This is a genomic window from Streptomyces araujoniae (genome assembly GCF_050871195.1).
Classification (GTDB): Bacteria; Actinomycetota; Actinomycetes; order Streptomycetales; family Streptomycetaceae; genus Streptomyces; species Streptomyces bacillaris.
The window spans coordinates 331576-357580 of the sequence record NZ_CP194070.1 but is presented as its reverse complement, the minus strand read 5'-3'; the positions used below and the strand labels follow the sequence as shown (position 1 = coordinate 357580).

Annotated in this window: 22 protein-coding genes; 14 read left to right on the top strand and 8 right to left on the bottom strand. The window is 72.3% G+C overall.

Annotated features, from left to right (window positions below; translation table 11 throughout):
* Positions 1–359: 359 nt before the first annotated feature.
* The 6 genes from ACQ9ZG_RS01400 to ACQ9ZG_RS01375 form a co-directional block, all read right to left on the bottom strand.
* Positions 360–1229: a trypsin-like serine protease gene (locus ACQ9ZG_RS01400; protein WP_146225930.1), complete on the bottom strand. Its 870-nt coding sequence runs from the start codon at positions 1227–1229 to the stop codon at positions 360–362.
* A gap of 274 nt (positions 1230–1503) precedes the next feature.
* A complete protein-coding gene (locus ACQ9ZG_RS01395) occupies positions 1504–2502 on the bottom strand; it encodes an acyltransferase domain-containing protein (protein ID WP_258312483.1) in 999 nt (332 codons plus the stop codon).
* Between the two features lie 8 nt (positions 2503–2510).
* On the bottom strand, positions 2511–4331 hold the full coding sequence (locus ACQ9ZG_RS01390; RefSeq protein ID WP_499279682.1) for a glycoside hydrolase family 20 zincin-like fold domain-containing protein: 1821 nt from the start codon (positions 4329–4331) through the stop codon (positions 2511–2513).
* An 82-nt stretch (positions 4332–4413) separates the two neighbouring features.
* Positions 4414–5319, bottom strand: a complete 906-nt coding sequence (locus ACQ9ZG_RS01385) for a polysaccharide lyase (RefSeq protein WP_109915388.1) — start codon at positions 5317–5319, stop codon at positions 4414–4416.
* Between the two features lie 72 nt (positions 5320–5391).
* The gene (locus ACQ9ZG_RS01380; RefSeq protein ID WP_109915387.1) at positions 5392–6459 is read right to left on the bottom strand and encodes a dihydrodipicolinate synthase family protein; all 1068 of its coding nucleotides are present in this window, start codon (positions 6457–6459) and stop codon (positions 5392–5394) included.
* Positions 6459–7493, bottom strand: a complete 1035-nt coding sequence (locus tag ACQ9ZG_RS01375; RefSeq protein ID WP_109915386.1) for an NAD-dependent epimerase/dehydratase family protein — start codon at positions 7491–7493, stop codon at positions 6459–6461. The genes ACQ9ZG_RS01380 and ACQ9ZG_RS01375 overlap by 1 nt, the downstream gene beginning before the upstream one ends.
* A gap of 122 nt (positions 7494–7615) precedes the next feature.
* Here ACQ9ZG_RS01375 and ACQ9ZG_RS01370 point away from each other — a divergent pair, with 122 nt between their 5' ends.
* From ACQ9ZG_RS01370 to ACQ9ZG_RS01345, 6 genes are all read left to right on the top strand, one after another.
* Positions 7616–8749, top strand: a complete 1134-nt coding sequence (locus tag ACQ9ZG_RS01370) for a GntR family transcriptional regulator (RefSeq protein ID WP_109915385.1) — start codon at positions 7616–7618, stop codon at positions 8747–8749.
* 55 nt (positions 8750–8804) lie between these two features.
* Positions 8805–9827 (top strand): Gfo/Idh/MocA family protein, encoded by a 1023-nt coding sequence (locus ACQ9ZG_RS01365; RefSeq protein ID WP_109915384.1) that lies wholly within the window; start codon positions 8805–8807, stop codon positions 9825–9827.
* On the top strand, positions 9824–10600 hold the full coding sequence (locus ACQ9ZG_RS01360; RefSeq protein ID WP_499279680.1) for a sugar phosphate isomerase/epimerase family protein: 777 nt from the start codon (positions 9824–9826) through the stop codon (positions 10598–10600). Before ACQ9ZG_RS01365 ends, ACQ9ZG_RS01360 begins: the two co-directional genes overlap by 4 nt.
* Before the next feature lie 106 nt (positions 10601–10706).
* Positions 10707–12026, top strand: a complete 1320-nt coding sequence (locus tag ACQ9ZG_RS01355) for an ABC transporter substrate-binding protein (protein ID WP_109916819.1) — start codon at positions 10707–10709, stop codon at positions 12024–12026.
* Positions 12023–13012 carry a carbohydrate ABC transporter permease gene (locus ACQ9ZG_RS01350; protein WP_109916820.1) on the top strand — a complete coding sequence of 330 codons (990 nt, stop codon included), beginning with the start codon at positions 12023–12025 and terminating at the stop codon, positions 13010–13012. The genes ACQ9ZG_RS01355 and ACQ9ZG_RS01350 overlap by 4 nt, the downstream gene beginning before the upstream one ends.
* Positions 13009–13935, top strand: a complete 927-nt coding sequence (locus ACQ9ZG_RS01345; protein ID WP_018491274.1) for a carbohydrate ABC transporter permease — start codon at positions 13009–13011, stop codon at positions 13933–13935. Before ACQ9ZG_RS01350 ends, ACQ9ZG_RS01345 begins: the two co-directional genes overlap by 4 nt.
* A 548-nt stretch (positions 13936–14483) precedes the next feature.
* Here the strand turns inward: ACQ9ZG_RS01345 and ACQ9ZG_RS01340 are convergent.
* Positions 14484–15371, bottom strand: coding sequence for a bile acid:sodium symporter family protein (locus ACQ9ZG_RS01340; protein WP_109916935.1), 888 nt, complete (start codon positions 15369–15371; stop codon positions 14484–14486).
* A gap of 380 nt (positions 15372–15751) precedes the next feature.
* Here ACQ9ZG_RS01340 and ACQ9ZG_RS01335 point away from each other — a divergent pair, with 380 nt between their 5' ends.
* From ACQ9ZG_RS01335 to ACQ9ZG_RS01300, 8 genes are all read left to right on the top strand, one after another.
* Positions 15752–16699, top strand: coding sequence for a ribokinase (locus tag ACQ9ZG_RS01335; RefSeq protein ID WP_309076645.1), 948 nt, complete (start codon positions 15752–15754; stop codon positions 16697–16699).
* Positions 16696–17733, top strand: coding sequence for an ABC transporter permease (locus ACQ9ZG_RS01330; protein WP_109916934.1), 1038 nt, complete (start codon positions 16696–16698; stop codon positions 17731–17733). The genes ACQ9ZG_RS01335 and ACQ9ZG_RS01330 overlap by 4 nt, the downstream gene beginning before the upstream one ends.
* A 275-nt stretch (positions 17734–18008) precedes the next feature.
* Positions 18009–19040 (top strand): sugar ABC transporter substrate-binding protein, encoded by a 1032-nt coding sequence (locus ACQ9ZG_RS01325; RefSeq protein WP_028417231.1) that lies wholly within the window; start codon positions 18009–18011, stop codon positions 19038–19040.
* On the top strand, positions 19040–20590 hold the full coding sequence (locus tag ACQ9ZG_RS01320) for a sugar ABC transporter ATP-binding protein (protein WP_109914260.1): 1551 nt from the start codon (positions 19040–19042) through the stop codon (positions 20588–20590). Before ACQ9ZG_RS01325 ends, ACQ9ZG_RS01320 begins: the two co-directional genes overlap by 1 nt.
* A 57-nt stretch (positions 20591–20647) precedes the next feature.
* Positions 20648–21103 (top strand): D-ribose pyranase, encoded by a 456-nt coding sequence (gene rbsD / locus ACQ9ZG_RS01315; protein ID WP_018491268.1) that lies wholly within the window; start codon positions 20648–20650, stop codon positions 21101–21103.
* A gap of 118 nt (positions 21104–21221) precedes the next feature.
* Positions 21222–21935, top strand: a complete 714-nt coding sequence (deoC, locus tag ACQ9ZG_RS01310; protein ID WP_109914261.1) for a deoxyribose-phosphate aldolase — start codon at positions 21222–21224, stop codon at positions 21933–21935.
* Positions 21936–22041: 106 nt separating this feature from the next.
* A complete protein-coding gene (locus tag ACQ9ZG_RS01305; RefSeq protein WP_028417228.1) occupies positions 22042–22800 on the top strand; it encodes a GntR family transcriptional regulator in 759 nt (252 codons plus the stop codon).
* Positions 22801–23077: 277 nt separating this feature from the next.
* Positions 23078–24709, top strand: a complete 1632-nt coding sequence (locus ACQ9ZG_RS01300; RefSeq protein WP_499281560.1) for a SpoIIE family protein phosphatase — start codon at positions 23078–23080, stop codon at positions 24707–24709.
* Positions 24710–24744: 35 nt separating this feature from the next.
* Here ACQ9ZG_RS01300 and ACQ9ZG_RS01295 read toward each other — a convergent pair whose 3' ends face one another.
* Positions 24745–25998, bottom strand: coding sequence for a phosphopentomutase (locus ACQ9ZG_RS01295; RefSeq protein ID WP_499279676.1), 1254 nt, complete (start codon positions 25996–25998; stop codon positions 24745–24747).
* Positions 25999–26005: the final 7 nt, after the last annotated feature.

Sequence of the window (26005 nt, the reverse complement as noted above, 5' to 3'; positions counted from 1 at the left end):
ACGAGGAACTCGTCGGCCGCCTTCGCCGTGCCGCCTTCGCGCGTGCGGGGCAGCAGCACCGAGGCACGGGCCCGTAAGCCTCCCGGCGTCCTGCATCCCGCGGGCGATGACCTCCCGGGCGAGGTGCTGGGCCCGTTCGGCGCGCAGCTCCGGCTCGGCCTCGGCGCGGCGGGCCCGTTCGCGCGGGTTGACGGCGAGCTGACGCCGTTCGGCACCCGCGCCGGGCGGTTGTGCACCGCACAGCGGGCGTTGAGGGCGGAGGGGCGGTCGGTGTGCGACCGCCCCTCCGCCACGTCGTACGGGTCGGGTGTGACTGCGGAGTCCGACCGGCGAGCTGACCGTGCCTCAGCGCTGGGTGGTCAGCAGACGCCTTCGTCCTGCCACACGCCCCATTGGCCGGTGGTGCCGGGCTTCTCGTTGGTGGTCCACCATCTGGCCTTCCACTTGCGGCCGTCGTATGCGACGACGGTGCCTCCCGTGTAGACAGCGGTGGCTTTCCACTGGGGCAGGGTGCAGGTGTCGCCCGGGGGGTCGGTGGGCGGGTTGGTCGGCGGCGTGGTGCCGGGGTCGGCGAGTCCGCCGACGGTCTGGGCGATCCACTGCCTGACGCCCCCCTTCTCGGTGACGTCGGTGAAGATCGAGGGTGCGGCACCGCAGTCGGTGTTCGCCGTGCCCCATCCGCTGACCAGGCCCGCGAGAATCCACTCGTCGCGGGAGTTCTTCGTCAGCAGCGGGCCCCCGGAGTCGCCGTAGCAGGTGCCGGCCTGTGCGGGGTTGTCGCCGCAGATCTCGGTGTCGCCGTTGTGGATCACGGGGCACGCGGCATCGTCCAGGACCGTGGTGTCGAACTCGAGGGCCTTCTCCGTCGCACCGCCGCAGCCGGGTGTGGGGCAGGTCTGGCCGAATCCGACGACGCGGGCCGGTGTTCCGACCGAGGGTGAGTTCCAGTCGATCAGCACGGGCTCGACATTGGTGACGGGTGTTGCCAGGTGGAGCAGCGCGACGTCGGCGTCTCCGCCGGTGAAGTAGACGCGGCGGTCGGTGGAGGAGACGGCTACGGGTGCTGCCGAGTCGGTGCCGATGCCGACGTAGCCGTTGCGCCAGGTGCAGTGGGCGGCGGTGAGCAGCCAGTCCGGCTTGATCAGCACAACGGTGCAGGCGTTCCACACGCCGATGGGATAGGCCTGCGAGGCGGGTGTTCCGCCGATGACCTGCGGACTGATGCCCACGTCGACGCTGGGAGATGGCTGCGGGGTTGAGGCGCTTGCGGTCGTCGGCGTCAGAAACGCGACGAGAGAGACGACGAGAGCTGTCAGGAATACCTGGAGTCTTCGTCTGGACAAGTGATCACTCCTTCGGCGTGAACGAGCGGGCTTGCGCACACCCGATGCTATTGGTCTGAACCTGTCAAGGTCTAGACCAGCGATCGCTGTCAGTGGATGAGTACGCGTCCGAGGCCCTGCTCCCCGGGCCGTTCCGGGCGGCGGCCGCCGGGGAGCGGGCTCACGGCAGCTCGGTCCACCCGTGGGCCGTACGCCAGTGGCCTCCCGTCCGCAGGTGGCGGACCAGGGCCCGGTGCAGGGTCGTCGACTGCGGCAGGCGGCCGAGGTCGGCCGTGCCCGGCGGTGTGTGAAAGACGAACTCCAGTACGTCGTCGTCGCCGACCGGCCGGGCTCCGAACTCCGTGAAACGACGTTGGAACGTGAGGATGTTGGAGCCCTCCGGAAGACGTCCGGCGAGCTGCCGGTCCAGAAGCCAGGAGTGACAGGTGGCGTGCCGGTGGGGGGCGCCGGGGAAGTGACGGGCCTGGAATTCTCGGGCGGCGGCGAAGGAGGCGTCGCAGCCGGCGGGGTCGAGCGGGCCGTCGCCGGGGATGTGCACCCGGAGGACCGGGTCTCCGTGGGCGGGGCCTCCGGCGGCCGCCGCGTCCCCTCCCGAGGCGCCCGCGTCGAGGACGCCCCGCTCGAACTGGAGGCGGCCGAGCCGGTGCAGGGTGCCCCGGAAGTGGCGGACGATCCACCCCTGGCGGTCGAAGCCGCCGGTGCCGTGACCGAGCCGGTACGTGGTCAGCTTCGCGCCCAGGTCGGCGAAGGTGGCGGCGACGACGTCGTCCGGGATGCCGAGGCGGCGCTGCCGCTCCAAGGCGTGCGGGAGGGCCAGGAGGTAGAGGTGGACGTAGAAGTAGCGGCCGGTGCTGCCGAGGGCGGAGGGCGCGGTCGGCCAGTCGGGCGCGTTCGACGGGACGTCGGGGCCGGGGTCGGCGTAGAGCTGCTGGTGGCAGCGGACCAGCGCCTCCCACCTGGCGGGGGAGCGTACGGCGTCCGGAAGACCGGCGGCCACTTCTTCCCGGTCCTGGCCGGGGACGGCCAGCAGGTCCATCCGCTCGGCCAGTTCCGCACCGGTCGGCGGTTTGGGATCGGCGACGGTCCTGACGGAGGGTTGGCCCCCGAGGGCGGCCAGCCACTGACCTGCGGCGGTCTCCGGGTCGGCGGGACGTTCCACGGGCCCGGTCATGCGTGGGCCGCCGCCGTGAGGTGGTGGCGGAGCCGGTCCAGCTCTCGGATGCTGTCGTCGAGGCCGCCCGGGCGGGACCTGAGGAGCCAGCAGGCGCGCTGCTCGGCGACCAGCGGCTCGATCCGGCGCAGCAGACGGCGCGCGGTGCCCGGTTCGATCGCGTCGGCGTCGGGCAGGGAGCCGGCGTCGGCCGGTACGGCGGCGCGGGCGCGCAGCACGTCGAGGGCGAACTGAGCCAGCGCGACGGCGTGGTGGAGTTCGCGCCGCACCACGTCACCGTCGGCGGCGGCCGGGTCGGCGGTGGTGAGGTCGGACCGGCAGTCGGCGAGCGTCGCGGCGACCCGGTCCAAGGCCTCCGGCGCCGGAAGGGCCGGCAACGGGACGGCGGGGTCGGGGAAGAGGGCGCGGGCGATCGGCGAACCGTTGAGCAGCGGCACCCCCAGGTCCCGGTGGACCCGGCCGAGGCGCATCAGTACGCCGCCCGTCAGGCGGGCCTCGTCGAGCAGCACGTGGTCGTCGAGCACGGCGGCGATGTCCAGGTCCCGGTTGGCCTCCAGGGACCAGCTCACCGCGCCGCCGAAGACGACCGGACCGTACGCCACCGAGGGCGCGTCCCAGTGGCCGTGGTCGCCCCAGGAGGTGAGGAGGAATCCCTGTGCGGTGTTCTCGCGGCCGGTCTCGGCGGCGTCCAGCATGTTGTCGACGGCGTTGTCGATCCGGCCGAGGAGGGAGTTCCAGTTGCTCGCGCCGGGTGCGACCCAGAACGGCACTCCGGCCTCGGAGAGGAGCTTGCCGCGCGAACGGAAGCCTTCGCGGAGGTTGTCGAGGTCGGCGCCGAGCCGTTGCCAGGTGCGGGCCTCGGGCGTGTCGCCGTCGATGACCTCGGACAGCAGCCGGGGCCCGTCGTACTGCCACACCACGGGGACGGCTCCCGGCGGGACCCGGTCCATCAGTTCGGGGTGGTCGGCGAAGACGTCGGCCCAGAACTCGACGGTGTACCCGGCCTCCAGCCAGGGGGCCATGAGTCGGGTGACGAAGGAGAAGTAGACCTCCCCGACACCCTGTTCCGCCACCCGCTGTGCCGACCGCCCGCGCCCCAGCTCGAAGGGCTCGTCGGCCCCGATGTTGAGCCGCCGTGAGCGGACCTCGCGGGCGGCCTCCGCGACCAGGGCGGTGGCGAAGGCGGCGTTGTCGCCGGTGGGTTCCAGGGTGCTGGGCGGGCGGTGGACGCCGCCCCGTTCGAAGCCTTCGGGGTTCTCGGCACGGTGGGCGTGGCGGGGGTGGCGCAGGAAGCGTTCCATATGCCCGAAGGTGTTCTGGTTGGCGACCAGTTCGATGCCGGCGGCGGCGCAGCGCGCGTCGAGCCAGCGCAGGTCGTCGGCGGTGAGCGGGGAGGCGTCCTGCCAGACGTCCCGGTGGTCGCGGAAGGCGTAGGTGTGCTCGCCGTACAGCTCCAACTGGGTGAAGCGGGCCAGGGCCAGGATCTCGATCCAGCGGGCCAGGGTGCGGCGGGTGGGAACGCGGTCGCGGCTGATGTCGAGGAGGAAGCCGCGTACGGGGAAGTCGGGGTGGTCGCTGATGTCGTAGCCGGTGGAGGTGTAGTCGTGTCCGGCGCGGAGCTGGTCCAGGGTGCCCAGGGCGTAGCGCAGGCCGAGGGCGTCGCGGTGGTCGACGGTGACGCCCTCGGGACCGGTGCGCAGGCGGTATCCCTGGGGCGGGAGGTCCGGGTCGGCGGTCACGTGGACCGGGGCGTCGAGGGCCGCGCCGCCCGGGGTCGTGGTGAGGGAGCGCGGGGCGGGAAAGGGGGTGACGGGCACGGTGGGGCTCCGGGGTGCTGGGGCGGGAGGTGTGGCCGGGTGGCGCGGGGCCGGAGCTCCGCGCCACCCGGCGGCGTGCGGGTCAGGTGCAGGAGCTGAGTTCGCAGATGTCGTTGCGGTCGGTGGAGACCTTCAGGTCGTCGTACCAGATGAAGCTGTTGTCGTTCTTCGGAGCGAAGGAGGGGGTCGCGCCGCCCGCGAAGCTGGAGAAGTAGGCGCGGTCGACCTGGTCGTTGTTGGTGACGAAGCGCAGGCCGGTCACCTTGGCGGCGGACTTGCCGTTGTAGAAGACCTCGATCTCGCCGTCGGGGTTGGCGTTGCCGCCGGTGACGGTGTTGACCTTGACGCGCTGGGCGACGTTGACCCACTGGTTCTTGGGCCAGTGGATGTCGGCGCCGTTGTCCTTGAGCACGGCGTAGTCGCCGTACTGGCCCGCGTGGCCCATGTGGTAGTAGTACACGGCCGCCTGGCCGTTGTTCTGCCGCCAGATCATGCGGGAGCTGAAGCCGTTGGTGCCGTCGCAGACCTGTCCGCCGGAGCAGGAGGCCCCGCCGGCGAGTCCGAGCCCGACCTTGCCGGCGTACTCGGTGGTGCCCCAGCTGAAGTCGCCGCTGAACTTCACCCAGAACGAGAGGTAGTACTCGCGCGCCTTGGTGAGCGCGAAGGGCGCCTGCGCCCCGGAGTCCTCGGGACCGATCTTGCCCTTGGGGTAGTGGACGCGCAGCGACTTCGAACCGCTGTGCGCGGGGGTCGTGTTGTCGATGCGGGCCCGGGTCTCCATGCCCTGCTGCCAGGGCGCGCTCCAGCCGTCGGCGGCCCACTGGCCGAGCGGGTAGCCGTTCCCGGCGGCGGGGCGTTCGAAGGTGTTGACCTTGTACGTCGGCGCCTTCGCCGCCGGGGCGGGTCCGGCGGTTGCCTGCGGGGCCAGGACGGCGGCGGGGACGAGCAGCGCGGCCGCGGCGGTCAGGAGCAGGGTTTTCGTCTTCATCGTTCCTCTTCCCTGTGGGGTGGGGATGCCCGGTGGGGCGGGCGTCTCCCCGTGGGTGGGTGCGGGGTGATGTCAGGCGAGCCAGCGCGGCAGGGCGCCGGCGATGAACGCGTCCTCCTCTGCGAGCCAGGGGTAGGCGGTGTGCACGCGGCCGATCTCCTGTGCCTGTCCGGGCGAGAGACCTTCCGCGGGATCGAGGCACCAGGTGCCGTTCAGCAGGCCCTGGCGGCGGAGCACTTCGTGGACTCCCGCGATGACTCCGGCGAAGGAGCCGCGTACGTCGTAGACGGCGGCGTTGGCGTCGGTGTCCCCGGCGAGCCGGGTCAGCGCCCGCTGCCGGGCCGCTTCGTCCCCGGCGTCGGCGGCGTGGACGTCGGCGAGCAGCCGGACGGCCGAGCGGGTCCAGACGGCCCAGTGGCCGAGCAGCCCTCCGACGAAGCGGCGGACTGCCGGGCCGGTGGGGGTGGTCACGTGGTACGGGGTGAGGAGGTCGGCGACGATGCTGTCGTCGTTGCCCGTGTAGAGGGCGACCTCGGCTCCCCGGGCGGAGTCGGCGACACCCTGGACCAGCTCCAGGGTGCGGTAGCGGTCGAAGGGGGCGGCCTTGACCGCGACGGTGGACTCCTGGTCGGCGAGCGCCCGCCAGTAGGCGCGGGGCAGTTCGCGGCCGCCGACGGCTTCCTGGAGGTAGAAACCGATGACGGGGAGGACCTCGCCGACGGCGGCGCTGCGGTCCAGGAGGTCCTCCGGCGTGGCGTGCGGGAGCCCGGCGGGGGAGACGAGGACGGCGTCGTATCCCAGTGCGCGGGCGGCGGCGGCCTCCTCGACGGCCTGGCGGACGGGTCCGGCGACTCCGGCGATCCGCAGGAATGGGCGGCTCGCGACGGCCGAAGCGCTCTCCTCGGCGGCGAGTTCGAGGACGGGCCGGAACAGGCCGTGGTCGCGGATGGCGAACTGGGTGGTGTGCACGCCCACGGCCACTCCTCCGGCGCCCGCTTCCGAGTAGTAGCGGGTGAGGGCGCGTTGCCGCCGTTCGTCGAGAGTGCGGCCGGCGGTGAGGGCGAGGGGGTGGGCGGGGATGACGGTTCCCCGGCGGAGCAGTGCGGCCCTCGCCGGAGCCATCGGGGCGGACGCGGACATCAGAACGAACCGTCCCGTCGCTCGAACTTGGTCGGCTTGTCCCAGAGTTCGCCGCCTGCGGCGATCCACCGGGCCTGGAGTGCCACGAGTTGGCCCAGGGTGCGGTCCGGATAGCCGAAGAGGGTGTGGCAGAGCGTGGCGTCGGCGAGCAGGCTGGTGGCGGGTTCCTCCCCGGTGAACTCCGGTACGACGTCCAGGTGGTGGGCCAGCAGGGTGGCGAGGGCGCGCACTCCGGCCGTCTCGGGCCCGGTCAGATTGAGGACGAACGGCTCGGGTGCGGCCGCGTGGCCGACCGCGCGCAGGACGACCTCGTTGGCGTACCGCTGCCAGACGACGTTCACCGCGCCCGCGCCGAGGTCGACCGGCTTGCCGGCGGACAGGGTGCGGGCCAGGTCGGCGAGGACGCCGTAGCGGGGCTCCACCGCGTAGTTGAGGCGGATCAGGGCGACGGGGGTGGACCCGGTGCGTGCGGCGTGGGTGAAGACCAGTTCCCGGCCCCGGCAGGTGACGGCGTAGTCGCCGACGGGGCGGGGTTCCTCGCTCTCCCGCGAGCCGCCGGTGACCGGGGCGGTCATCCCGTAGACGTTGCCGGTGGAGAGTGCGACGACGCGGGCGCCCCGGTAGCGCCGTGCCACGGAGGCGGGCAGCACCGTGTTGGTCATCCAGGCCTGTTCGGGTGCGGAGGCGGTGCCGAACTTCGCGCCGACCAGGTGGATCACGGCCGCCGCGTCCGGCAGGGCGTCCACGGCGGCGGGGTCCGACAGATCGGCGACGACCGTGCGCACGCCGAGCTCCTCCAGCCCGGCCCGGCCCCGCGCGTCCGTCCACCGGGACACCGCCAGCACCCGGACGCCGTCCCGGCCCGCCGCGTCCAGTGCCCGGCGGGCCATCGATGCGATACCCGCACCCGTCTTGCCGCCGGCTCCCAGGACCACCACGTCACCGGGCCAGTCGGCGGCCTCGGCCACCAGCGCCGCACCAGGGCGGCCCAGTTCCTCTTCGAGATCCGGGACGCCGCTCCGGAGTTCCTTCATCGCACTCTCCCACTCAATTCATTCCCATTTAAGGAATGAATTTCTGCATTTATTGACGCTGGGGTTACAAAAGCACCGCCAAGTGGTTGACGCAAGAGATTGATTGCTGCAATCTCACCGGCATGAAATCGGCAGAGAAGAAGGATTCATTCCTTCGCGGGCCCAAATACCTGCAAGTCGCCGAGCGGCTGCGCAAGGAGATCACCGACGGCTTCTGGGCGCCCGGGGCGCAGCTGCCCGTCGAGCGGGAACTGGCGGACACGCTCGCGGTCAGCATCAACACGCTGCGCCGGGCGGTCAGCGAACTCGTCGACGAGGGCATCGTGCAACGGCGGCAGGGCGCGGGCACGTTCGTGTCACCGCTGCCGGAGGCCGCGCGTGCGGGCGCCGGCTCGCCGGGGGGCCGCCGCCTGGTGGGCGTACTCGTCCCTTCGACGACGTACTACTATCCGCGGGTCGTCGACGGTATCCAGCGGGTGCTGCGGGACGCCGGCGTCGGCGTAGTCCTCGCCTCCTCGAAGTACGACCCCGGCATCGAGCGCGACGAGGTGCGGGCGATGCTCGACAGCGGCGTGCAGGGGCTGCTGCTCGTGCCGAACCTTCATCTGCTGGACGAGCCGCAGGAGTACGTGGACGGCCTGCGGAGCCTCACCGTGCCGTACGTCCTCGTGGAGCGGCGTCCGCCCGCCCCGGCGCCGGACGATCCCACGTCCTACGTGGCCACGGACCATCCGGGCGGGGTCTGTCTGGGCGTACGTCATCTGCGCTCGCTCGGCCATGAGCGGATCGGTCATCTGGGGCGGCTGCGCACCGGGACGTCGGACGCCGTGGCGCGCGGGTTCGACGAGGCCGCGGCGCTGCTGGGCGCCGATGTGGTGGAGGGCGCGGTGGCCCGCGCGGACGTCTGGTCCGCCGAGGGCATCGCCGCCTACGCGCGGCACTGCGCCGCCGCGGGCATCACGGCGGTGTTCTGCCACGGCGACCGGGACGCGGCGGCCCTGGTGGTGGCCGCCCGGCGGCACGGCCTCTCGGTCCCCGAGGACCTCGCCGTCGTCGCGTACGACGACGAGGTCACCGAAGTGGGCGACATCCCGCTGACGGCGGTCTCCCCTCCCAAGGAGGAAGTCGGGGGACTTGCCGCCCAACTCCTGCTGAGCCGAATGGACTTCGGGTCGGACGCGGTGTCCCACCGGGTCGATGTCCAGCCGCGCCTGATCGTCCGCGCGTCCTGCGGCGCGGCTCCACGCGACCGCTGACCTCGCTTTCCCCTACTTCCGACCTGCACCCTCCCTCACTTCTCCGGAGATCCCCATGCCCCCCGCCCCGCCCGCCCGCCGGTTCCGTATCGGCGTCCTCGGCGCGGGAGGTGTCGGCGCCGCGCATGTGCACGCGGCCGCCGGCGCCCCCGACTACGAGATCGCGGCGATCTGCGACACCGACCGTTCCGCGGCCCAGGCACTCGCGGACTCCGCCGACGTACCGGCCTACAACGACCACCGGGTCATGTTCGCCGAGGCCGGTCTCGACGCGGTCGTGATCGCCTCACCGCACGCGCTGCACGCCCCGATGACCGTCGGGGCCGCACGGGCCGGACTCCACGTCCTGGTGGAGAAGCCGATGGCCACCACCACCGAGGACTGCGCCCTGATGACGGAGGCGTGCGAGGCGGCCGGTGTGCTGCTGGCGGTCGCCCACGTCATCCACTTCGACCCGGTCGTCCGCGAGACCCGGACCCTCATCGCTTCCGGGCGGTACGGGCAGCCGCTGCTCATCACGCACCGGCGCTCCTCCCACTACGAACCCGGCTCCCGCCCGCCGTGGTTCTTCGACCGGGCGGTCGCGGGAGGTGGCATCGTCCTCAACGTCGGCACCCATGGCCTCGACCGCATCCAGCTGTTCGCCGACTCCGCCGTCCGCCGCGTCAGCGGGGTGGTGCGGGGCCGCCCCGGGCTGGAGGTGGAGACCGACGCCCTGGCGCTGGTCGAGCTCGACAACGGCATCAACGCCAGCATCGCGCTCACCAGCCGGGGCATGCCGTACTTCGACGAGACCGAGGTCGTGCTCGACGAGGCCACGCTGCGCATATCCGCGACCGAGGGACTCTTCGTCCTCCGCGACGGACGGTCCACGCACCTCCTCAAGGCCGACCCGGGCCACCAGCAGCGGTCCTTCCGTGCGCAGCTGGACGGATTCGTGACGGCGGCACGCGGCGGGCCCGGCCACTACGTCGACGGTGCGTACGGACGCGGTGTCGTCGCCGCCGCGCTCGCGGTCTACGACTCCGCCGAGCGTGGGCAACGGGTCGATGTGGCCGCCGAGCGGGTGGCCCCGTGAACCCCCGGGCGTTCAGCACGCTGGGCTGTCCCGGCGCCGGACTGGACGAGGTCGTCCGACTGGCCCGTAACGGCCCGTGTTCCGGGGTCGAACTCCGCTGCCTCAAGGGCCAGTTGGTTCACCCCGAGTCGGATCGGGCGGAGGTGGACCACATCGCGGGGGCGCTGCGCCGGGCAGGTCTCGCGGTGCCGGTGCTCGCCTCGTACGTCCAGGTCGCCGCCGACGGGCCGTACGTCGTCGAGCAGTTGGCCCGGCACATCGCCCTCGCGGCCCGGCTCGGCGCCGGCCAGGTGCGGGTCTTCGGCGGCGGGGCCGGGCTGCCGAGGGGGAGGTGGGAGCGGGCGGTGCGTCATCTGGCCGCGGCCGCGCCTCTCGCAGCCGCGGCCGGGGTCGGCATCGCGCTGGAGACCCACGACGAGTTCCTGACGGGCGCCGAGGTGGCCGAGGTCCTGGAGGCCGTCGGCTCTCCCGCCGTGGGTGCCGTGTGGGACGCGGTCAACCCGTGGCGGGCGGGGGAGAGCCCGGAGCGCACCGCCGACCTGCTGGGGCCCTGGCTCCGCCACGTACAGCTCAAGGACGTCGCCTCGCCCACCGATCTGCGGCCGGTCCTGCCCAGCCGGGGTGCGCTGCCGCTCGGAGACGTGCTGGGACAGCTCCGCCGTCTCGGGTACGACGGCTGGATCAGCCTCGAATGGGAGCGCGCCTGGTACCCCGAGGCGGCTCCGCTCGCCGATGCGCTCCCCGCCTTCCACCGGGTCCTCGACGCCGCCTGACGGCTTCCGTACCCCCTCTCCGTCCTTCATCTCCCTTCCCACGGAAAAGGTCTCCCCATGTGTCCTCCCTGTCCCCCTGCCACCGTTCTCGCCCCGGGCCTCCGTCATGGCTAGCCCGGCGCTCGGCAGACGAGGCCTGCTCTCCGCCGGTCTGTGGACCGCCCTGGCCGGTGTCACCGCCACCGCGTGCGGCGGTGGCTCCGATGCCGGGCCGAGCGGCCCCGACGGCCCGCTGACCCTGTGGTCGGCACTGCGCGGCACGGACACCCTGGTCGCGGCCTGGAACGAGCTGCATCCGGAGGAGCCCGTCGACTTCTCCCCGATGACGTCCGGACTCGCGGGCGGCAACGCGAAACTGTCGAACGCCGCGCGGGCCGGGAACGCGCCGGACATCGTGACGCTCGTCGACGCCGATCTGCCGTCCTTCGCCATCGACGGGGTCTGTGCGGACGTGACCGAGCTCGTCACACCCCGGCTCCGTGAGCGGCTCGGTCCGCAGGCATGGACCAACGGGGTGCTGGACGGCCGCACGTACGGCATTCCGGTCGACCTCGGCCCGATGCTGTTCGCCTACCGCGAGGACATCCTGACCCGGCACCGTATCGAACCACCTTCCACCTGGGAGGAGTTCGGGGAGGCGGCCCGTCGGCTGAAGCGGGACGCGGGCGTCGACCTCGCGACCTTCCACCCCAACGCCTACAACGTGCTGGCCGGGCACACCATGCAGAGCGGCGGGCAGTGGTTCGCCATCGAGGACGGCGCCTGGGTGCTGGACTTCCTCGGCGGGCCGAGCCGGCGGGTCGCGGAGTTCTGGCAGGGCCTGGTCGACGAGAAGGCGCTGATGTTCGCCCCCGGCTCCAGCCAGCAGTGGCTGTCCGCGCTCGCAAGGGGCGCCGTCGCCTCGCATCTCGTGGGGCCGTGGGGGCTCGCCGCCCTCGTCCGGTCCGTGCCGGGCACGTCGGGGCGCTGGCGGGTGGCCCCGCTGCCCCGCTGGGAGGGCGGTGAGGACGTCGTGGGGACCGACGGGGTCTCCGTGCACGCCATCACCTCCGGCAGCGACAAGAAGGAACGCGCGATGCGGTTCCTGGAGTGGATGACCACCGCGCCCGAAGCGATCACCGCCCGCCTCTCCGGCGGCCGCTCCAGCATCCTGCCGGCGGACGCCGGTCTGGTGGCCAACGCCTCCCGCGAGTTCGACACGGCGTTCTACGGCGGCCAGGACGTCTACCGACTCGTGGCGCGGCAGGCCGCGTTGCTGCGCACCGGCTGGACGTGGGGTCCGCGTATGCAGGCGACCGCGACCTCGCTGCACCAGGGGCTGGCCCGGCTGGAGTACGGCACGACCATCGCCGAGGCGCTCCGCACCGCCCAATCCGAGACGCTGCCCGACCTGCGCAGCCTGGGTCTTTCTGTGAGGCAAGCATGAGCACCGCCGCCGACAGTATGAGCACCGCCACGGAAGGCATGACCACAGCCACCGACTCCCGCCGCGCGCGCCGCCCTCAGCGGCTGGCCGTCTCCACCCTCCTCGGTCCGTTCGGCGTCCTGCTGGTCGCGGTGTTCGTCGTCCCGACCCTGTACGCCGTCTACCTGAGCTTCTTCTCGACCTCGCACAGCGGCCTGGGCTTCGGCAACGCCCGCACGGCCTTCGCCGGGCTGCGCAACTACACCGCCGTCCTGTCCGACCCGAGCTTCGTCCGGGGTGTGGGCATCACCCTGCTCTACGCGGTGGTGTTCATCCCGCTGGTCCTGGTCGGCGCCCTCGCCCTGGCGCTGCTCTTCGACTCGGGGCTGATCCGGGCGCGGCAGCTCACCCAGACGGTGCTCTTCGTACCGCACGCGGTGCCGGGCATCATCGCCACGGTCATCTGGCTGTACCTCTACACTCCGGGGATCTCCCCCGTGCTGGACGCCCTCCAGGGCGTCGACATCACCGTGGACTTCCTGGGCCTGACGATGATCGTGCCGTCGCTGGTGAACATCGCGCTGTGGAGCGGCCTCGGCTACACGGCGGTCATCTTCTTCGCCGCGCTCAAGGCCATTCCCCGCGAGCTGATCGAGGCCGCGGCGATGGACGGGGCGGGCCCGGTGCGCACCGCGCTGACCATCAAGGTGCCGCTGGTGCGCTCCACGCTCTCGACGGTCGCGATCTTCACGACGATCGGCGCACTCCAGTTGTTCACCGAGCCGATGCTGCTGGCGAAGGCCACCCCGCTGATCAGCCCGCGCTACACGCCCAACATGTACATCTTCGACGCGGCGTTCACCCGGAACAACTACGGCCTGGCCTCCGCCGCCTCCGTCCTCCTCCTGATCGTCTGCTGTGCCCTGTCCTTCGCCGTGACCCGTGGTTCGGCCGGTTCGGCGCGACGGAAGACACGTGTCACCTCTTCGAGAAAGGCCCGCCCGTGAGTACGTCGGTCCGCACCACCCCTCCGGCGCCTGCCGCGCCGGCCGACTCCTCGCCCGGCACCCGGCGTCCGCCCGTCCGCCCGCGCCGGACCGGCTGGTACGGCCCGGCGGCGGCCAACCTCGTGGTCGGGCTGAGCGCCCTCTACGCGCTCCTGCCGCTGCTGTGGCTGCTCGTCGCCTCCGCGGTGGACTCCGAGGCGCTGTTCGCCTCCGACTTCTTCGACCCGTCACACTTCGCGCTGTTCGACAACATAGGGACGCTGCTCGCCCAGGACGACGGGGCGTACCTTCGCTGGTACGGCAACAGCCTGCTGTACGCGGTCGGCGGCGCGGCCGTCGGGGCGCTGATCAGCACCGCCGCCGGATACGTCTTCGACAAGTTCGAGTTCACCGGGAAGCGTCCGCTGTTCGCGCTGATCCTGATCTCCGTCATGGTCCCGGCGACCGTCCTCGCGCTGCCGATGTACCTGCTCGCCTCCGACCTGGGCCTCGCCAACACGGTGTGGTCGGTCCTGATCCCGGTGCTCTTCAACCCCTTCGGCGTCTACCTGGCCCGGATGTTCTCCGCCTCCTACGTTCCGGACGAGGTGCTGGAGGCCGCACGGGTGGACGGGGCGAACGAGCTGCGGAGCTTCTTCTCCGTCGGCCTCAGGATGATCGCCCCCGGCTATGTGACGATCTTCCTGTTCCAGCTCACCGCGATCTGGAACAACTTCTTCCTGCCACTGGTGATGCTGTCCGACGAGTCGCTGTATCCGCTCAGCCTCGGCCTGTACAGCTGGAACGCGGCCGCCCCCATCAACCCCGACTACTACCCGTTGATGGTGATCGGTTCGCTGCTGGCGCTGCTGCCGCTGGTGATCGCGTTCCTGCTGCTCCAGCGGTACTGGCGGTCGGGGCTCACGGCGGGCAGCGTGAAGTAGGCCCGCCGCCGCTCTCCCCCGTACCCCTCACCCGTGGGCACCGCCCGGAAGGCCGGTCCGCGGCGGCGGGCCGGAAGCGGAGGCGCTGAGCTCCGGGACGCCCCGTGCCTCACCGCGGCGGCCGTCCTCGCGGGCGGAGAGGGCGGACCGATGGCGGGACCTGCACGCCGGGGGCGTGGAGACGCCCGAACAGGCCCGCGAGCTGGTGGCGCAGAGCCGGACGGCGGCGGGCCGGCAGGCGCGCGATGTGTGGCTGCGGGTGCGGGACCTGTGGCGGGGGCCGTCGCGCTGAGAGCGGGCGCCGGTCCCGTACCCGTACCTGCGGCCCTGTACCCGCTCAGGCGTCCCGGACCGCGATGGCCGCCGGCTCGTCGGGCTTGCCGAACCGTACGTGAGCGCTCGGGGTTGTGCGCGAGGTGCTCACGCAGAACGCCGATGGGCACTTCGCGCGCCGGAAGTTCCTCTGCGCGGTCGGCCCATCGCCGTGTGCCGGCAGACCGCCGCCGACACCGCCGGGTCCGGCGGGTCGTGCGGAGGCACCCGCGTGGTCATCCCGCCGGTCGGTGGAGGCTCTCCTCGGTGTCGGTGTGCCGGCGGGTGATCAGGTAGCCGAAGGCGGCCGCGAGGACGTACATGAGGACCGAGTAGACGGCGCTGGGGATCGCGACCTCGGTGCTGTCCAGGACGCTGAGCGCGATGGTGAGCGCGACCGTCGTGTTGTGGATGCCGACCTCCATGGAGCTCGCTATCGCCTGGCGCTTGTCCAGACGGAGGAGGCGGGCGCCGGCGTAGCCGAGGGTGAGGCTCGCGAGGCAGAAGATGCCGGTCACCAGTCCGACCTGCTGCATGTAGTCGGCCAGGTTCTCCCGCTCGCCGAGCAGGGCGCCGACCGAGACGACCACCAGGACGAGGACGGAGAAGATCCGGACCGGGCGGTCGGCGCGTGCGGCGAGCTCGGCGGAGCGCCGGCGGACCGCCATGCCGACGGCGACCGGGATGAGCACGATGGCGATCACCTGCACCACCTTGCCGAGTTGCAGGCCGAGATCGCCCTGGGCGTCGAAGTGGTCGATGGCCAGATTGGTGACGACCGGGATGGTGATGGCGGCGAGCACCGAGTTGATCGCGGTCAGGGTGATGTTGAGCGCCACGTCCCCTCGGAAGAGGTGGCTGAAGAGGTTGGCCGTGGTGCCGCCGGGGGACGCGGCCAGCAGCATCACGCCGACGGCGAGCAGGGGGTCGAGGTCGAAGAGCTTCACCAGCCCGAACGCGATGAGCGGGAGTACCAGCACCTGCAGCACCAGCGCGACGACCACCGCCCTCGGCGACCGGGTGACCCTCCTGAAGTCGTCGGTGGTGAGGGACAGCCCGAGGCCGAACATGATGATCGCCAGAGCGATCGGCAGGCCGGTGGTGATGAGCGCTGAGTCGTTCATCGGTCTCCAGTGGACGAGTAGGAGTGGGCGCGGCGGGGATTCCGGCGCACGCGACGGGGGCCGGGCTATGCGATGGTCGTCCGCGGCATCGGACAGTGGCAAGCCCCTGGTCACCTCTCCCTTCGCCCGGCGGCGGAGCGGTCCGGGTACGACGGTGGCGACGGCCCCCGGCCGGGGGCCGGTCCGCCAACGGACTGAACCGGCCCTGGCGGCCGGAGTGTCCCTGCGCGACCGGGTCTCCGGTGGCGTACGCGTGGGACGGCGACGGCCGGTCCCGAGGCGTCGATCCGCTCCGCGAGTCGGGTTCCCGGTGCCCGGGCATGCATCGCGTACACCCCTATTGACTATGGACATCCCTGTACCTACGATCGCGCTTGTTCATGGTTGTCCATACACAAAGTGGTGTGTCGATGAAGATTGCGGTTGTCGGAAGTTACGGAGCCGGCCTCACCATGAGGGTGCCCAAGGCGCCCGCGGCCGGTGAGACCGTCTCGGGCGGCCTCTTCGACTCGGGTGCCGGCGGGAAAGGCAGCAACCAGGCCGTCGGGGCGGCCCGGCTGGGGGCCGAGGTCGCGCTCCTGACCGCCGTCGGCGACGACGAGTTCGGCCGCTCCGCACATGAGCTGTGGCGGCGTGAAGGGGTGAGCGCCGCACACGTGGTCACCGCCGGGGCGCCCACCATGGTCGGGTTCATCCTGGTCGAGCCCTCCGGGGAGAACCGCATCGCCATCGCCCCGGGCGCCCTGGACGAGCTGGACGCCGACGCCGTCGACGCCTTCCGGGCCGAGATCGCCTCCGCCGACGTCCTCGTCGTCTCCATGGAGATCCCCGAGGAAGCCGTCGTCGCCGCCCTCCGCGCGGGCCGCGAGAGCCGCACCCGCACCCTGCTGAACCCGGCCCCCGCCCGGCCACTGCCCGACGCGTGCTGGCCCCTCATCGACGTGCTCACGCCCAACCAGACGGAGGCACCCGTACTCCTCGGCCTCGACGAGGGGCACGGGCTCGGCGACGAGGAGCTGGCCCGGGCGCTGCAGCAGCGCACCGGCGGCACCGTCGTCATCACCCGAGGGGGCGAAGGCGCGCTGGTCGCCCAGGGCGCCCGGGTCACCACGGTGCCCCCGCATCCTGCCCGGACGGTCGTGGACACCACAGGCGCCGGGGACTCGTTCACCGCCGCTCTCGCCGTCGCCCTGGCCGAGGGCCGGCCCGTCGACCGGGCCGTCGGGTTCGCGGCCGTCGCGGGCTCGCACACCGTGTCGATCGCGGGAGTCATCCCCGCCCTGCCCACCAGAGCCCAGCTGAACGCCCTGATTGGAAGTGCCTCGTGACCTCCACCGCCACCAAGCCGCCCGCCACCGCGGCCCCGCCACCCGACGCGGGCACCGGACCGTTCCCGGCCGCGCTGAGCAGACTCCTGCACGCGCGGGAGGCCGGCGTCCTCGCCGCGCTCGTCCTGCTCTTCCTCCTGGGCACGGTGCTCTCGCCGACCTTCGCCCAGTCCGACAACCTCCTCTCGGTGGGCCAGCAGATCGCACAGATCGGCATCATGGCCGTCGGGGCGACCTTCGTCATCCTCAACGGTGAGATCGACCTCTCGGTCGGCTCCACCTACGCCCTCTCCGCGATCTCCACCGGCATGCTCATATCCGACGGCTGGAACTGGCCCGCGGCCATGTTCGTCGGCCTCGCGGTCGGCGTCCTCGCCGGGCTCTTCAACGGCCTGGCCGTGGTCGTCCTCGGCGTTCCGTCCTTCATCGTCACCCTCGGCACGCTCAGTGTCTTCCGGGGGATCGCCTTGCTCATCTCCGACGGCGCCCCGATCTCGCTGAGTTCGTCCCAGCCCGGCGTCGCCGAGTTCAACCTGCTCGGACAGGGGCGGCTGTTCGGGCTCGTGCCCATGCAGTTCGTCTTCTTCGCGGCCGTCGCGGCCCTGGGAGTCGTCCTGCTGGCCCGCTCCCGCTTCGGTTTCAACACCTACGCGGTCGGCGGCAACCAGGAGGCCGCCCGGCTGGTCGGCGTCAACGTCAAGCGGGTCAAGCTGACCGCCTTCGTCCTCTCCGGCTTCACCGCGGGACTCGCCGGTGTCCTCGGCCTGTCCTTCCTGTCCTACGTGCAGGGTGTGACCGGACAGGGGCTGGAACTCACCGTCATCTCGGCGGTCATCATCGGCGGCGCCGCCCTCTTCGGCGGCTCCGGAACGATGTGGGGGACCGTCATCGGCGTCGCCTTCATCGGCCTCCTCCAGAACATCCTCAACATCAAGGGGATCTCGTCCTTCTGGCAGACCGTCGTCACCGGTCTCGTCATCGTCGCCGCCGTCGCGGCCGACACCTGGCAGCGCAAGCGCAAGACCCGCGCCTAGGGGCGGTCGGCGCACTGCCGCCTGCCGCCTGCCGCGATACGGCCCTCCGACGACAGGCCCCCGCCCGGACGGCCGGACACCCACCCACCCGCACCCCCGCGCTCCGGCCCCCCCCCGCGCGTCCTCCCGCAGACGCCGGAAGCCCGGCCCCACGCCCGTACGACCGGAGGAAAGCCCGCATCCCGGCACCGCCGCCGATACGGACCGCCCCGCCGCCGCCCCACCGGCCCTTCCTCCCCTGCCTGCTGACCCACGGACACGACGAAGGAGTCTCCATGTCCCCGCGCACTCTCCTCAGAAGCCTCACCGCCGCAGCGGCAGCCGCAGCGGCCCTCTCCCTCACCGCCTGCGGCGCCATCACCTCCGCCGACTCCGGCTCCGGTGGCTCCGGCGACGGCTCCTTCACGCTGGCCCCGTACATCCAGCAGCGCATCGACGACGACAAGCCGATGCGCATCAAGCTCAGTTACCACGACCCGTCCCTCGCCTTCGCCACACCGATCGGCGCCGGCATGAAGAAGGCCGGCAAGGAGCTGGGGGCGGAGGTGTCCCTCATAGGTCCCACCGGTGGCGACGCCGCCAAGCAGGTCTCCGAGATCCAGACGCTCATCCAGCAGAAGGCCGTCGACGGCCTCGCGGTCTCCTCCGCCTCCAGCGACGCCCTCAAGCCCGTCATCAGCCAGGCGTACCGGGCGGGCATCCCGATCATCTCCTTCAACACCGACAACCCCGACTCCCAGCAGATGGGCTTCGTCGGCCAGGACCTCAAGGGCTCCGGCAAGGCCCAGGCCGAACAGCTCCGCAAGGACCTCAAGGGCGACGTCAACGGGAAGTCCGTCGTGGTCTTCTCCGTCGACACCGGGGCCGGCTGGTCGCACGACCGCTTCAACGGCTTCAAGGAGGGCCTGGACGGCAGCGGACTGAAGATCGTCGGCCCGGTCAACGTCGGCAACGAGCCGAACAGCGCCTACAACACCGTCGAGTCCACCATGTCCGGCCAGTCCGGCGTGGCCGCCGTCGTCGGCCTCGACTGCTGCTCCACCACGGCCGCCGCCAAGTGGGTGGCCCAGTCCGGCAAGGCCGACACCATCGCCATGGGCGGCTTCGACCTGCTCACCCAGACCACCGAGTACATCAAGAGCGGCGTCCTGGACTTCAGCATCAGCCAGAACCCGGCCGAGCAGGGCTACCAGGCCGTCAAGGTGCTGCACGACTTCCTCACCGAGGGCACCGAGATCAAGGGCGTCGACACCGGGGCCCAGTTCGTCACCCGCGAGAACCTCGCCGACGTGGCCGTGGAGGACTGATGACTCCCGCACTCCACGACGCCCCCGGCGGGGGACCGGCCCCCGCCGACGGGCCGGCCGTCCGGATCCGTGGCCTCACCCGCAACTTCGGGCCGGTCCGCGCCCTGCGCGACGTCTCCTTCGACGTCCCCGAGGGCGACATCACGGCCCTCCTCGGGGAGAACGGCGCCGGCAAGTCGACCCTGCTCAAGATCCTGGCCGGCCTCCAGCCGCCCAGCGAGGGCAGCGTCACCGTGTTCGGCGAGGAGGTCACCTCCTTCGAGCCGGCCGACATGCTCAGCCGGCACGGCGTGGCGATCGTCCCCCAGGAGCTCTCGCTGCTCCCCGACCGCACCGTCGCCGAGAACGTGCTCAGCGGAGTCGAACCGGGCAACCGCTGGTTCCCCTCCCGGCGGCGCATGCTGGAGCGCACCACCGAACTCCTCGCCGAACTCGACCTCCGCCTGGACCCGAACGCCTCCGTCCGCACCCTGGACCTGGCCACCCGGCAGCTCATCGTGGTGGCCCGCTCCATCGCCCGGGGCTGCCGCGTCCTGATCCTGGACGAACCCACGGCCATGCTCACCCCCGCCGAGGCCGACCGCCTGTTCGCCCTCATGGACAGGCTCAAGGCCGCCGGGACGACCATGCTCTACGTCTCCCACCGCATGCCGGAGGTCTTCAAGCTGGCCGACCACATCCAGGTGCTGCGCGACGGCGGCCACGTCGCCTCCTGGCGCAGCGAGGACACCACCCCCGACCAGGCCGTCGCCGCCATGGTCGGCCGTGAACTGGGAGGGTTCACCCGCCGGTCCGGCGCGGCCGCGCCCACCGCCGAACCGGCCCTCAAGGTCCGCGGACTGAGCGGCCGACGCCACCGGGACGTCTCCTTCGACCTGCGCCCCGGAGAGATCCTCGGCGTCGCCGGACTCCCCGACTCCGGCCGCGTCGAACTGCTCCACAACCTGTTCGGCGGGGAATCCGGCACCGCCGGGACCGTGGAACTGCTCGGCGAGCCCTACGAACGACGCAACCCGATCGCCAGCGTCGAACGCCGACTGGCGTTCGTCCCCGGCGAGCGCCGCGCCCAGGGACTGCTGACCACCATGAGCGTCGGCGAGAACGTCGGCGCCCTCACCACACGGGCGTTCAGCCGGCTCGGTCTGATCCGCCGCCGCGCCTTCGACACGGCCGCCGCGGAACAGGCCCGGCGGCTCAGGGTCAAGACCGCCACCCTGGACCAGCCCATCACCAGCCTGTCCGGCGGCAACCAGCAGAAGGCCGTCCTCGGCCGCTGGCTCGCCATCGATCCCGGCGTGCTCATCCTCGACGAGCCCACCCGCGGCGTGGACATCGGAGCGAAGGCCGAGATCTACGCCCAGCTCACCGGACTCGCCGACAAGGGCCTGGCGATCCTCTGCTCCTCCTCCGACCTGCCCGAACTGCTCACCCTGACCGACCGCATCGCGGTGATGAGCGAAGGCCGCCTGGTGGCCGTCGTCGCATCGGCCGACGCCACCGAGGAGTCCGTGATGACCCTCGCCACCGGAGCGGCACCGGCCGCGGCCTGACCCCGTACGCCCCGCGGGGCCGCCGGTCACCGAGGCCCCACCCGAAAGGAACCCACCATGAAGCGCTCCGGCATCCTCAACGCCGAACTCAGCGGTGTTCTCGCCACGCTCGGCCACACCGACCTGCTGCTCGTCGTCGACGCGGGCTTCCCCGTACCGCGCGACGCGCACCGCATCGACCTGGCCCTCGCCGAGAACCTGCCCGACCTGCGCACCGTCCTCGGCCTGATCGCCGACGAACTGGTCGTCGAGGGCGTGGTCCGCGCCGAGGACGTCCCGAGCCACCACCCCCGTCTCGACTCCTGGCTGCACGAGCGTTTCGCCGGGGCCGAGTTCACCACCCGCCCGCACGCCGAGGTGCTCGGAGACCTCGCCCGTCAGGCCAAGGCCGTGGTGCGCACCGGAGCCTTCGAGCCCTGGGGCAACGTCGGCCTCTACTGCGGCGTCGACGCGCCGCGCTGGTTCGGCGGCGAGGGCGTCGTCGTCCCGGAGCAGTACGCCTCCAAGATCTGAGCCGTCGCCCCGCACGCGGGCGCCGACGGCACCGTCAACTCGTGGCGGCAGCCCATGGAGAAGACCCGGCGGCCGATCCGCCGGGCTCCTGCCGCCACCCACCCAAGGGAGATCCCCCGTGTCCGAAACCACCGTCCATCCCGCCGGCCTCGACCTCACCCCGGCCGAGATGGCGCCCTTCATCCAGCACACCAAGATCGACCCGGACGCGACGCGCGACGAGATGGTCGCCCACGCCCGGGAGGCCGTCACCCACGGCTTCAACGCGGCGATGGTCTCCGCCTCCTGGCTGCCGCTCGTCGTCGCCGAGCTGAAGGGCACCGGCGTCGAGGTGGCCTCCGCCCTGGACTTCCCGACCGTCGGCGTCATGACCAGCGCCGGGAAGGCCGCCGAGGCCGCCGAGATCGCCCGGCTCGGCGCGGACCAGCTCGACATGGGCGTACAGGTGGGCTGGCTCAAGAGCGGCCGCTACGACGAGTTCCGCGAGGACATCGCGGGCGTCGTGCGCGCCTGCGGCCTGCCCGTCAAGGTCATGCTGGAGCTGCCGCTGCTCACCGACGCGGAGAAGGAGGCCGCGGTCGAACTCGCCATGGAGGCGGGCGCGTCCTACCTGAAGAACGCCAGCAGCGGTCAGATCGAGACTGCGAATCCCGCCAGTGTTCGTTACCTTGTTGACCGTGCGCGGGAGGGGGTCCGGGTGAAGGCGTCCGGTTCCATCAAGAGCTACCGTCAGGGCCTGGAGCTTCTGCGGGCGGGCGCCTCCCTGCTCGGGACCAGCGCGGGCCTGGCGATCATCACCGACTCCGGTGACGCCTCCACCGCCAGCTACTGACCGGACACCACCGCCGTACCCCGGCCGCCCGCCGCGGCCGGGGTACGGCTTCCACGCCGGAGCGACACCCGTCCCCGGTGACGGCTGAGAAGGAGATACGACCACTGTGACGGTCGACAAAGGCGGGCTCCCGGGCATCAAGCGGGACGTCCCTACGGCGATCCACGTCCAGATCTCGGAGCACATCCGGCTGCGGATCGCCGGCGGTGAGTGGCCGCCGCACTACCGTCTCAAGAGCGAGCCGGAGCTGGCCCAGGAGTTCGGGGTCAGCCGGGGCACGCTGCGCAGGGCGCTCACCACACTGATCGAGGAGGGCCTGCTGCGCCAGGTCCGGGGCCGGGGCACGTTCGTGACCTCGACGACGATCGAACCCGCCATCGCGCAGAAGCTGAGCACCCTGTCCGAGGACTTCGCCGACCAGGGTGTGGTCACCACGACGACGGTCCGGGAGTGTGCGCTGATCGCGCCGCCCAAGCCGGTCGCCGCCCTGCTGGACGTGGCCCCCGGCACCCATGTCCTGCGGCTGGTGCGGGTGCGGAGCACGGAGCAGGGGCCGGTCGCCCTGCTGTTCAACTTCGTACGCACCGACCTCGCGCCCGGTATCGAGGAGGTCGACTTCACCTCGGCCAGCCTCTTCGGCGTCCTGGAGGGGACGTACGGGCTGAAGATCGCCACGGCCCGCCGTACCTTCGGCGCGGAAGCGGCCGGTGCCGACGTCGCGGACTCCCTGGACCTCGCCGAAGGCGCCCCCGTGCAGTACCTCCAGCAGGTCACCTACCTCGCCGACGACCGGCCCGTCGAGTACTCCGACGTCTGGATCCACAGCGGCCGCCTCCGGGTGACCTCCCTCCTGCTGCGCCGCTGAGGTCGGGGAGAGCAGGGCACCGGGCGGCCCCGGCTGCTCGACGACGCGCACCGGACGCGGCTCCGCGCGCTGCGACCGGTCCGCCCGCGCCCCTCCCTTCCTTTCCCGTCGAGGGAAGGAAGCGTCGGAAATATGGCGGATCGGTGGATATGGGTAATCATTTGTAGGTGATGGCGGTAGCGCCGGGGTCGAGATTCAGCGCACAGGGCGGAGGCGATGCGCAGAGGAGGCGTCGGTGGACGAGGACGAACGGCTGCTCCTGCGGTACCGGGCACTGATGAGCGCTGTGCCCCAGTCGGTGTGGGCGATGTCGGCCGACGGCCTCGTCACCCTGCTGGCGGGCGGCGGTATGGCCGAGAGGCTGTGGCGTCCCGGCGGCGGCGCGTCATGGCTGGACGCCGTGCACCCCAAGGACCGGGGCTGGTTCCAGCGGGCCTGGCACAGGGCTCTCCGGCAGCGCTCCCCGCTCGACGAGATCGTGCGGGTGCGGCTCGCGGGCGACCCCGTCCGTTTCCGGCATGTCAAGATCATCGCCGCTCCTGTGCCCGATGCGGACGGTGACGTGGAGTGGGTCGGCACGGCCAGCGACGCCGAGGAGCACTGGCGGACCCGGGTGCGGGAGAAGCTGCTGGCCCGCATGGCCGCGGTGCCCGCGGCACACGACCTGTCCGAGGCGTTCCTGACGACCGCGGCGGCCGTCGTCCCGGAGCTGGCCGATGCCGTGGCCATCTTCCGGGTACGGGGCGGCGTCGAGGCCGGGGACTGGGCCTGGCCCTCCGGCGCGATGGCGACCACGGCTTCGCCCGAGCGGGTGGGGCTCGCCCCCGGGCTGCCTCCGCTGCCTCCTCTGGAGGACGACTTTCTGCTCGGTCCGGTCGCCCAGCAGGCCATCAGCAGCCAGCAGGCGCGATTGGTGGTCTTCCCCCCGGAAGGGCCGCCCTCGAAGGGGCTCTCGGAAGCCTCGGCCCGGTGGCTGCGCAAGGCCCGTGCGACCGGCGTCGCGCTGCTTCCCGTCGTGGTGGACGGCCGGACCGTCGCGCTGGCGGCCGTCGCGACCTGCCGGGGGAACCCGCCCCCGGACGAGGCCGATCTGCATCTGCTGCGGGACGTCTTCCAGCAGATGAGCGGGCCGCTGCGCCGCACCATGGAACTGCAGAGCATCCGCGACCGGGCCCTCGCCCTGCAGCAGTCCTTCCTCACACCCCCGCAGACCCTCGACGGCCTCACGATCACCGCGCTCTACCACCCGGCGGACTCCGCCGCCGAGATCGGCGGCGACTGGTACGACGCCGTCCGCCTCTCGGACGACGCCCTCGCCCTGTCCATCGGCGACATCGCCGGACACGACCTGGACGCCGCCACCGCCATGGGCCGCGTCAACAGCCTCCTGCGCGGACTCGCCTACGACAGCGGCCCCACCGCGAACCCCGCCACCACCCTCAGCCGCCTCGACCGCATCGTCCAGGCCCTCGACGGCCCCTCCATGATCACCGTCATCCACGCCCTCATCCGCCCACAGGCCCCCCACATCTGGCGCGTCACCCTCTCCAACGCCGGCCACCCCCCACCCCTCCTCATCCCCCACGACGCACCACCCCGCTACCTCCACGACCTCACAGCCCCCGACCCACCCCTCTGCGTCACCGACACCCTCACCCGCACCACCTTCGACGCGCCCCTGCGGGAGGGCGACACCCTGGTGCTCTACACCGACGGACTCGTGGAGACACCGGACACCGACATCGGTGACGACCTCCGACGGCTGCGGGAGCACACCCACGTGCTGGTCGGCCGGGGGCTGCCGTTGGCGACCCTGATCCGCGGCCTGCTGCCCTCCGTCCAGTACCGCCGTGACGACATCGCGGTCATCGCCCTCCAGGCCGGTCGCCGCCCGGCGGAAGCCCGTTGACGCCGGGCGGTCGCTGCCCCGCCCGTGGGCGGGCCCTACGGCCGCGGGGCCGGTGCGCGCCCGACCGGGCGCAGCGGGGACCCGGACGCGAGTTCCTCGGGGGCCAGGGCCAGCGACAGGGCCGCGGTGGCGCCCACATCGGCCAGGGTGCCCGCGTCGGGAAGCAGCTCGACGCCCTCCTCGCCGGGGCGGTGGATGAGCACCGGCACGTACTCCCGGGTGTGATGGGCATGGCCGATCGTCGGGTCGTTGCCGTGATCGCCGGTGACGATCAGCCGGTCCCCGGGGGCCGCCAGCAGCGCCACGAGCCCGGCCAGCCCGGCGTCGACCTGTTCGAGGAGCTGTCCGTAACGGGTCGCGTCCTGCTGGTGGCCCGCCAGGTCCGTCTCCTGGACGTTGGCGACGACCAGGGCGTCGCCGTCGGCGCGTACGGCCTCCAGGGTGTCCGCCAGGACGTCGGCGGTGGCCACGGCCGGGCGCTGGGTCGCGCCCTCGCACACCAGGATGTCGGCGGCCTTGCCGACGAGGGTGACGGGGATACCGGCCCGTGCCGCCAGTCCGGGGAGCTGACGGGTGTGGTCGAGCGCGGCGCCCAGGTGCCGGACGCGCAGTCCGCCGTTGCGGTAGAAGCCGGTGGCCGGGGTGTCCAGACCGGCCGTCCCGCCGTCGCCCGGCCGGACGAAGCCGGACAGGGGCCCGTCCGCGTGTCCGCCCACCGCGATGACCCGGGCGACCGGCGCCACCGCGCGCACGGTACGGGCGATGGCCAGGATGCCGCCGGGACCCTCGAAGGGCAGGTCGTCGAGGGCGCCGGACGCATTCCAGTTGATGCCGGGATCGGCCTCCAGGTTGTCGTGCACGAGGACCGCTCCGTCGACGACGAGCACCGGCCCGCCGTCCACCCGCTCCACCCGGTGCCCGGCCTCCGTGAGCGCGCCGGCCACCTCCTCCAGGTGGTCGCCGAGCCGGGCGACGGCCACCCGGCTGAAGTCGGCCCCCATCATGGTCTGGTGACCGGCGAACGTGTCCGCTCCCGGATAGCCGAGGGCCGCCCGTCCCGCCGCCACCGGGAGCCCGGTGCGCCGGGCCAGGTCCGGGTGCCCGTGGACCAGCCCCAGCCCCAGCGCCTCCAGCACCGGCAGGCGCAGGGGCCGGCCGAAGGCGGTGCGGGCGTGGTCGAGGACGTGCCCGCAGGTGTCGGCCGCGAGGTCGCCCGGGCGCGGCACACCCGCGTCGGGCATGGCGCCGATGCCGAATCCGTCGATGACGACGATGACGGTCCTGGCCATGAGGTGC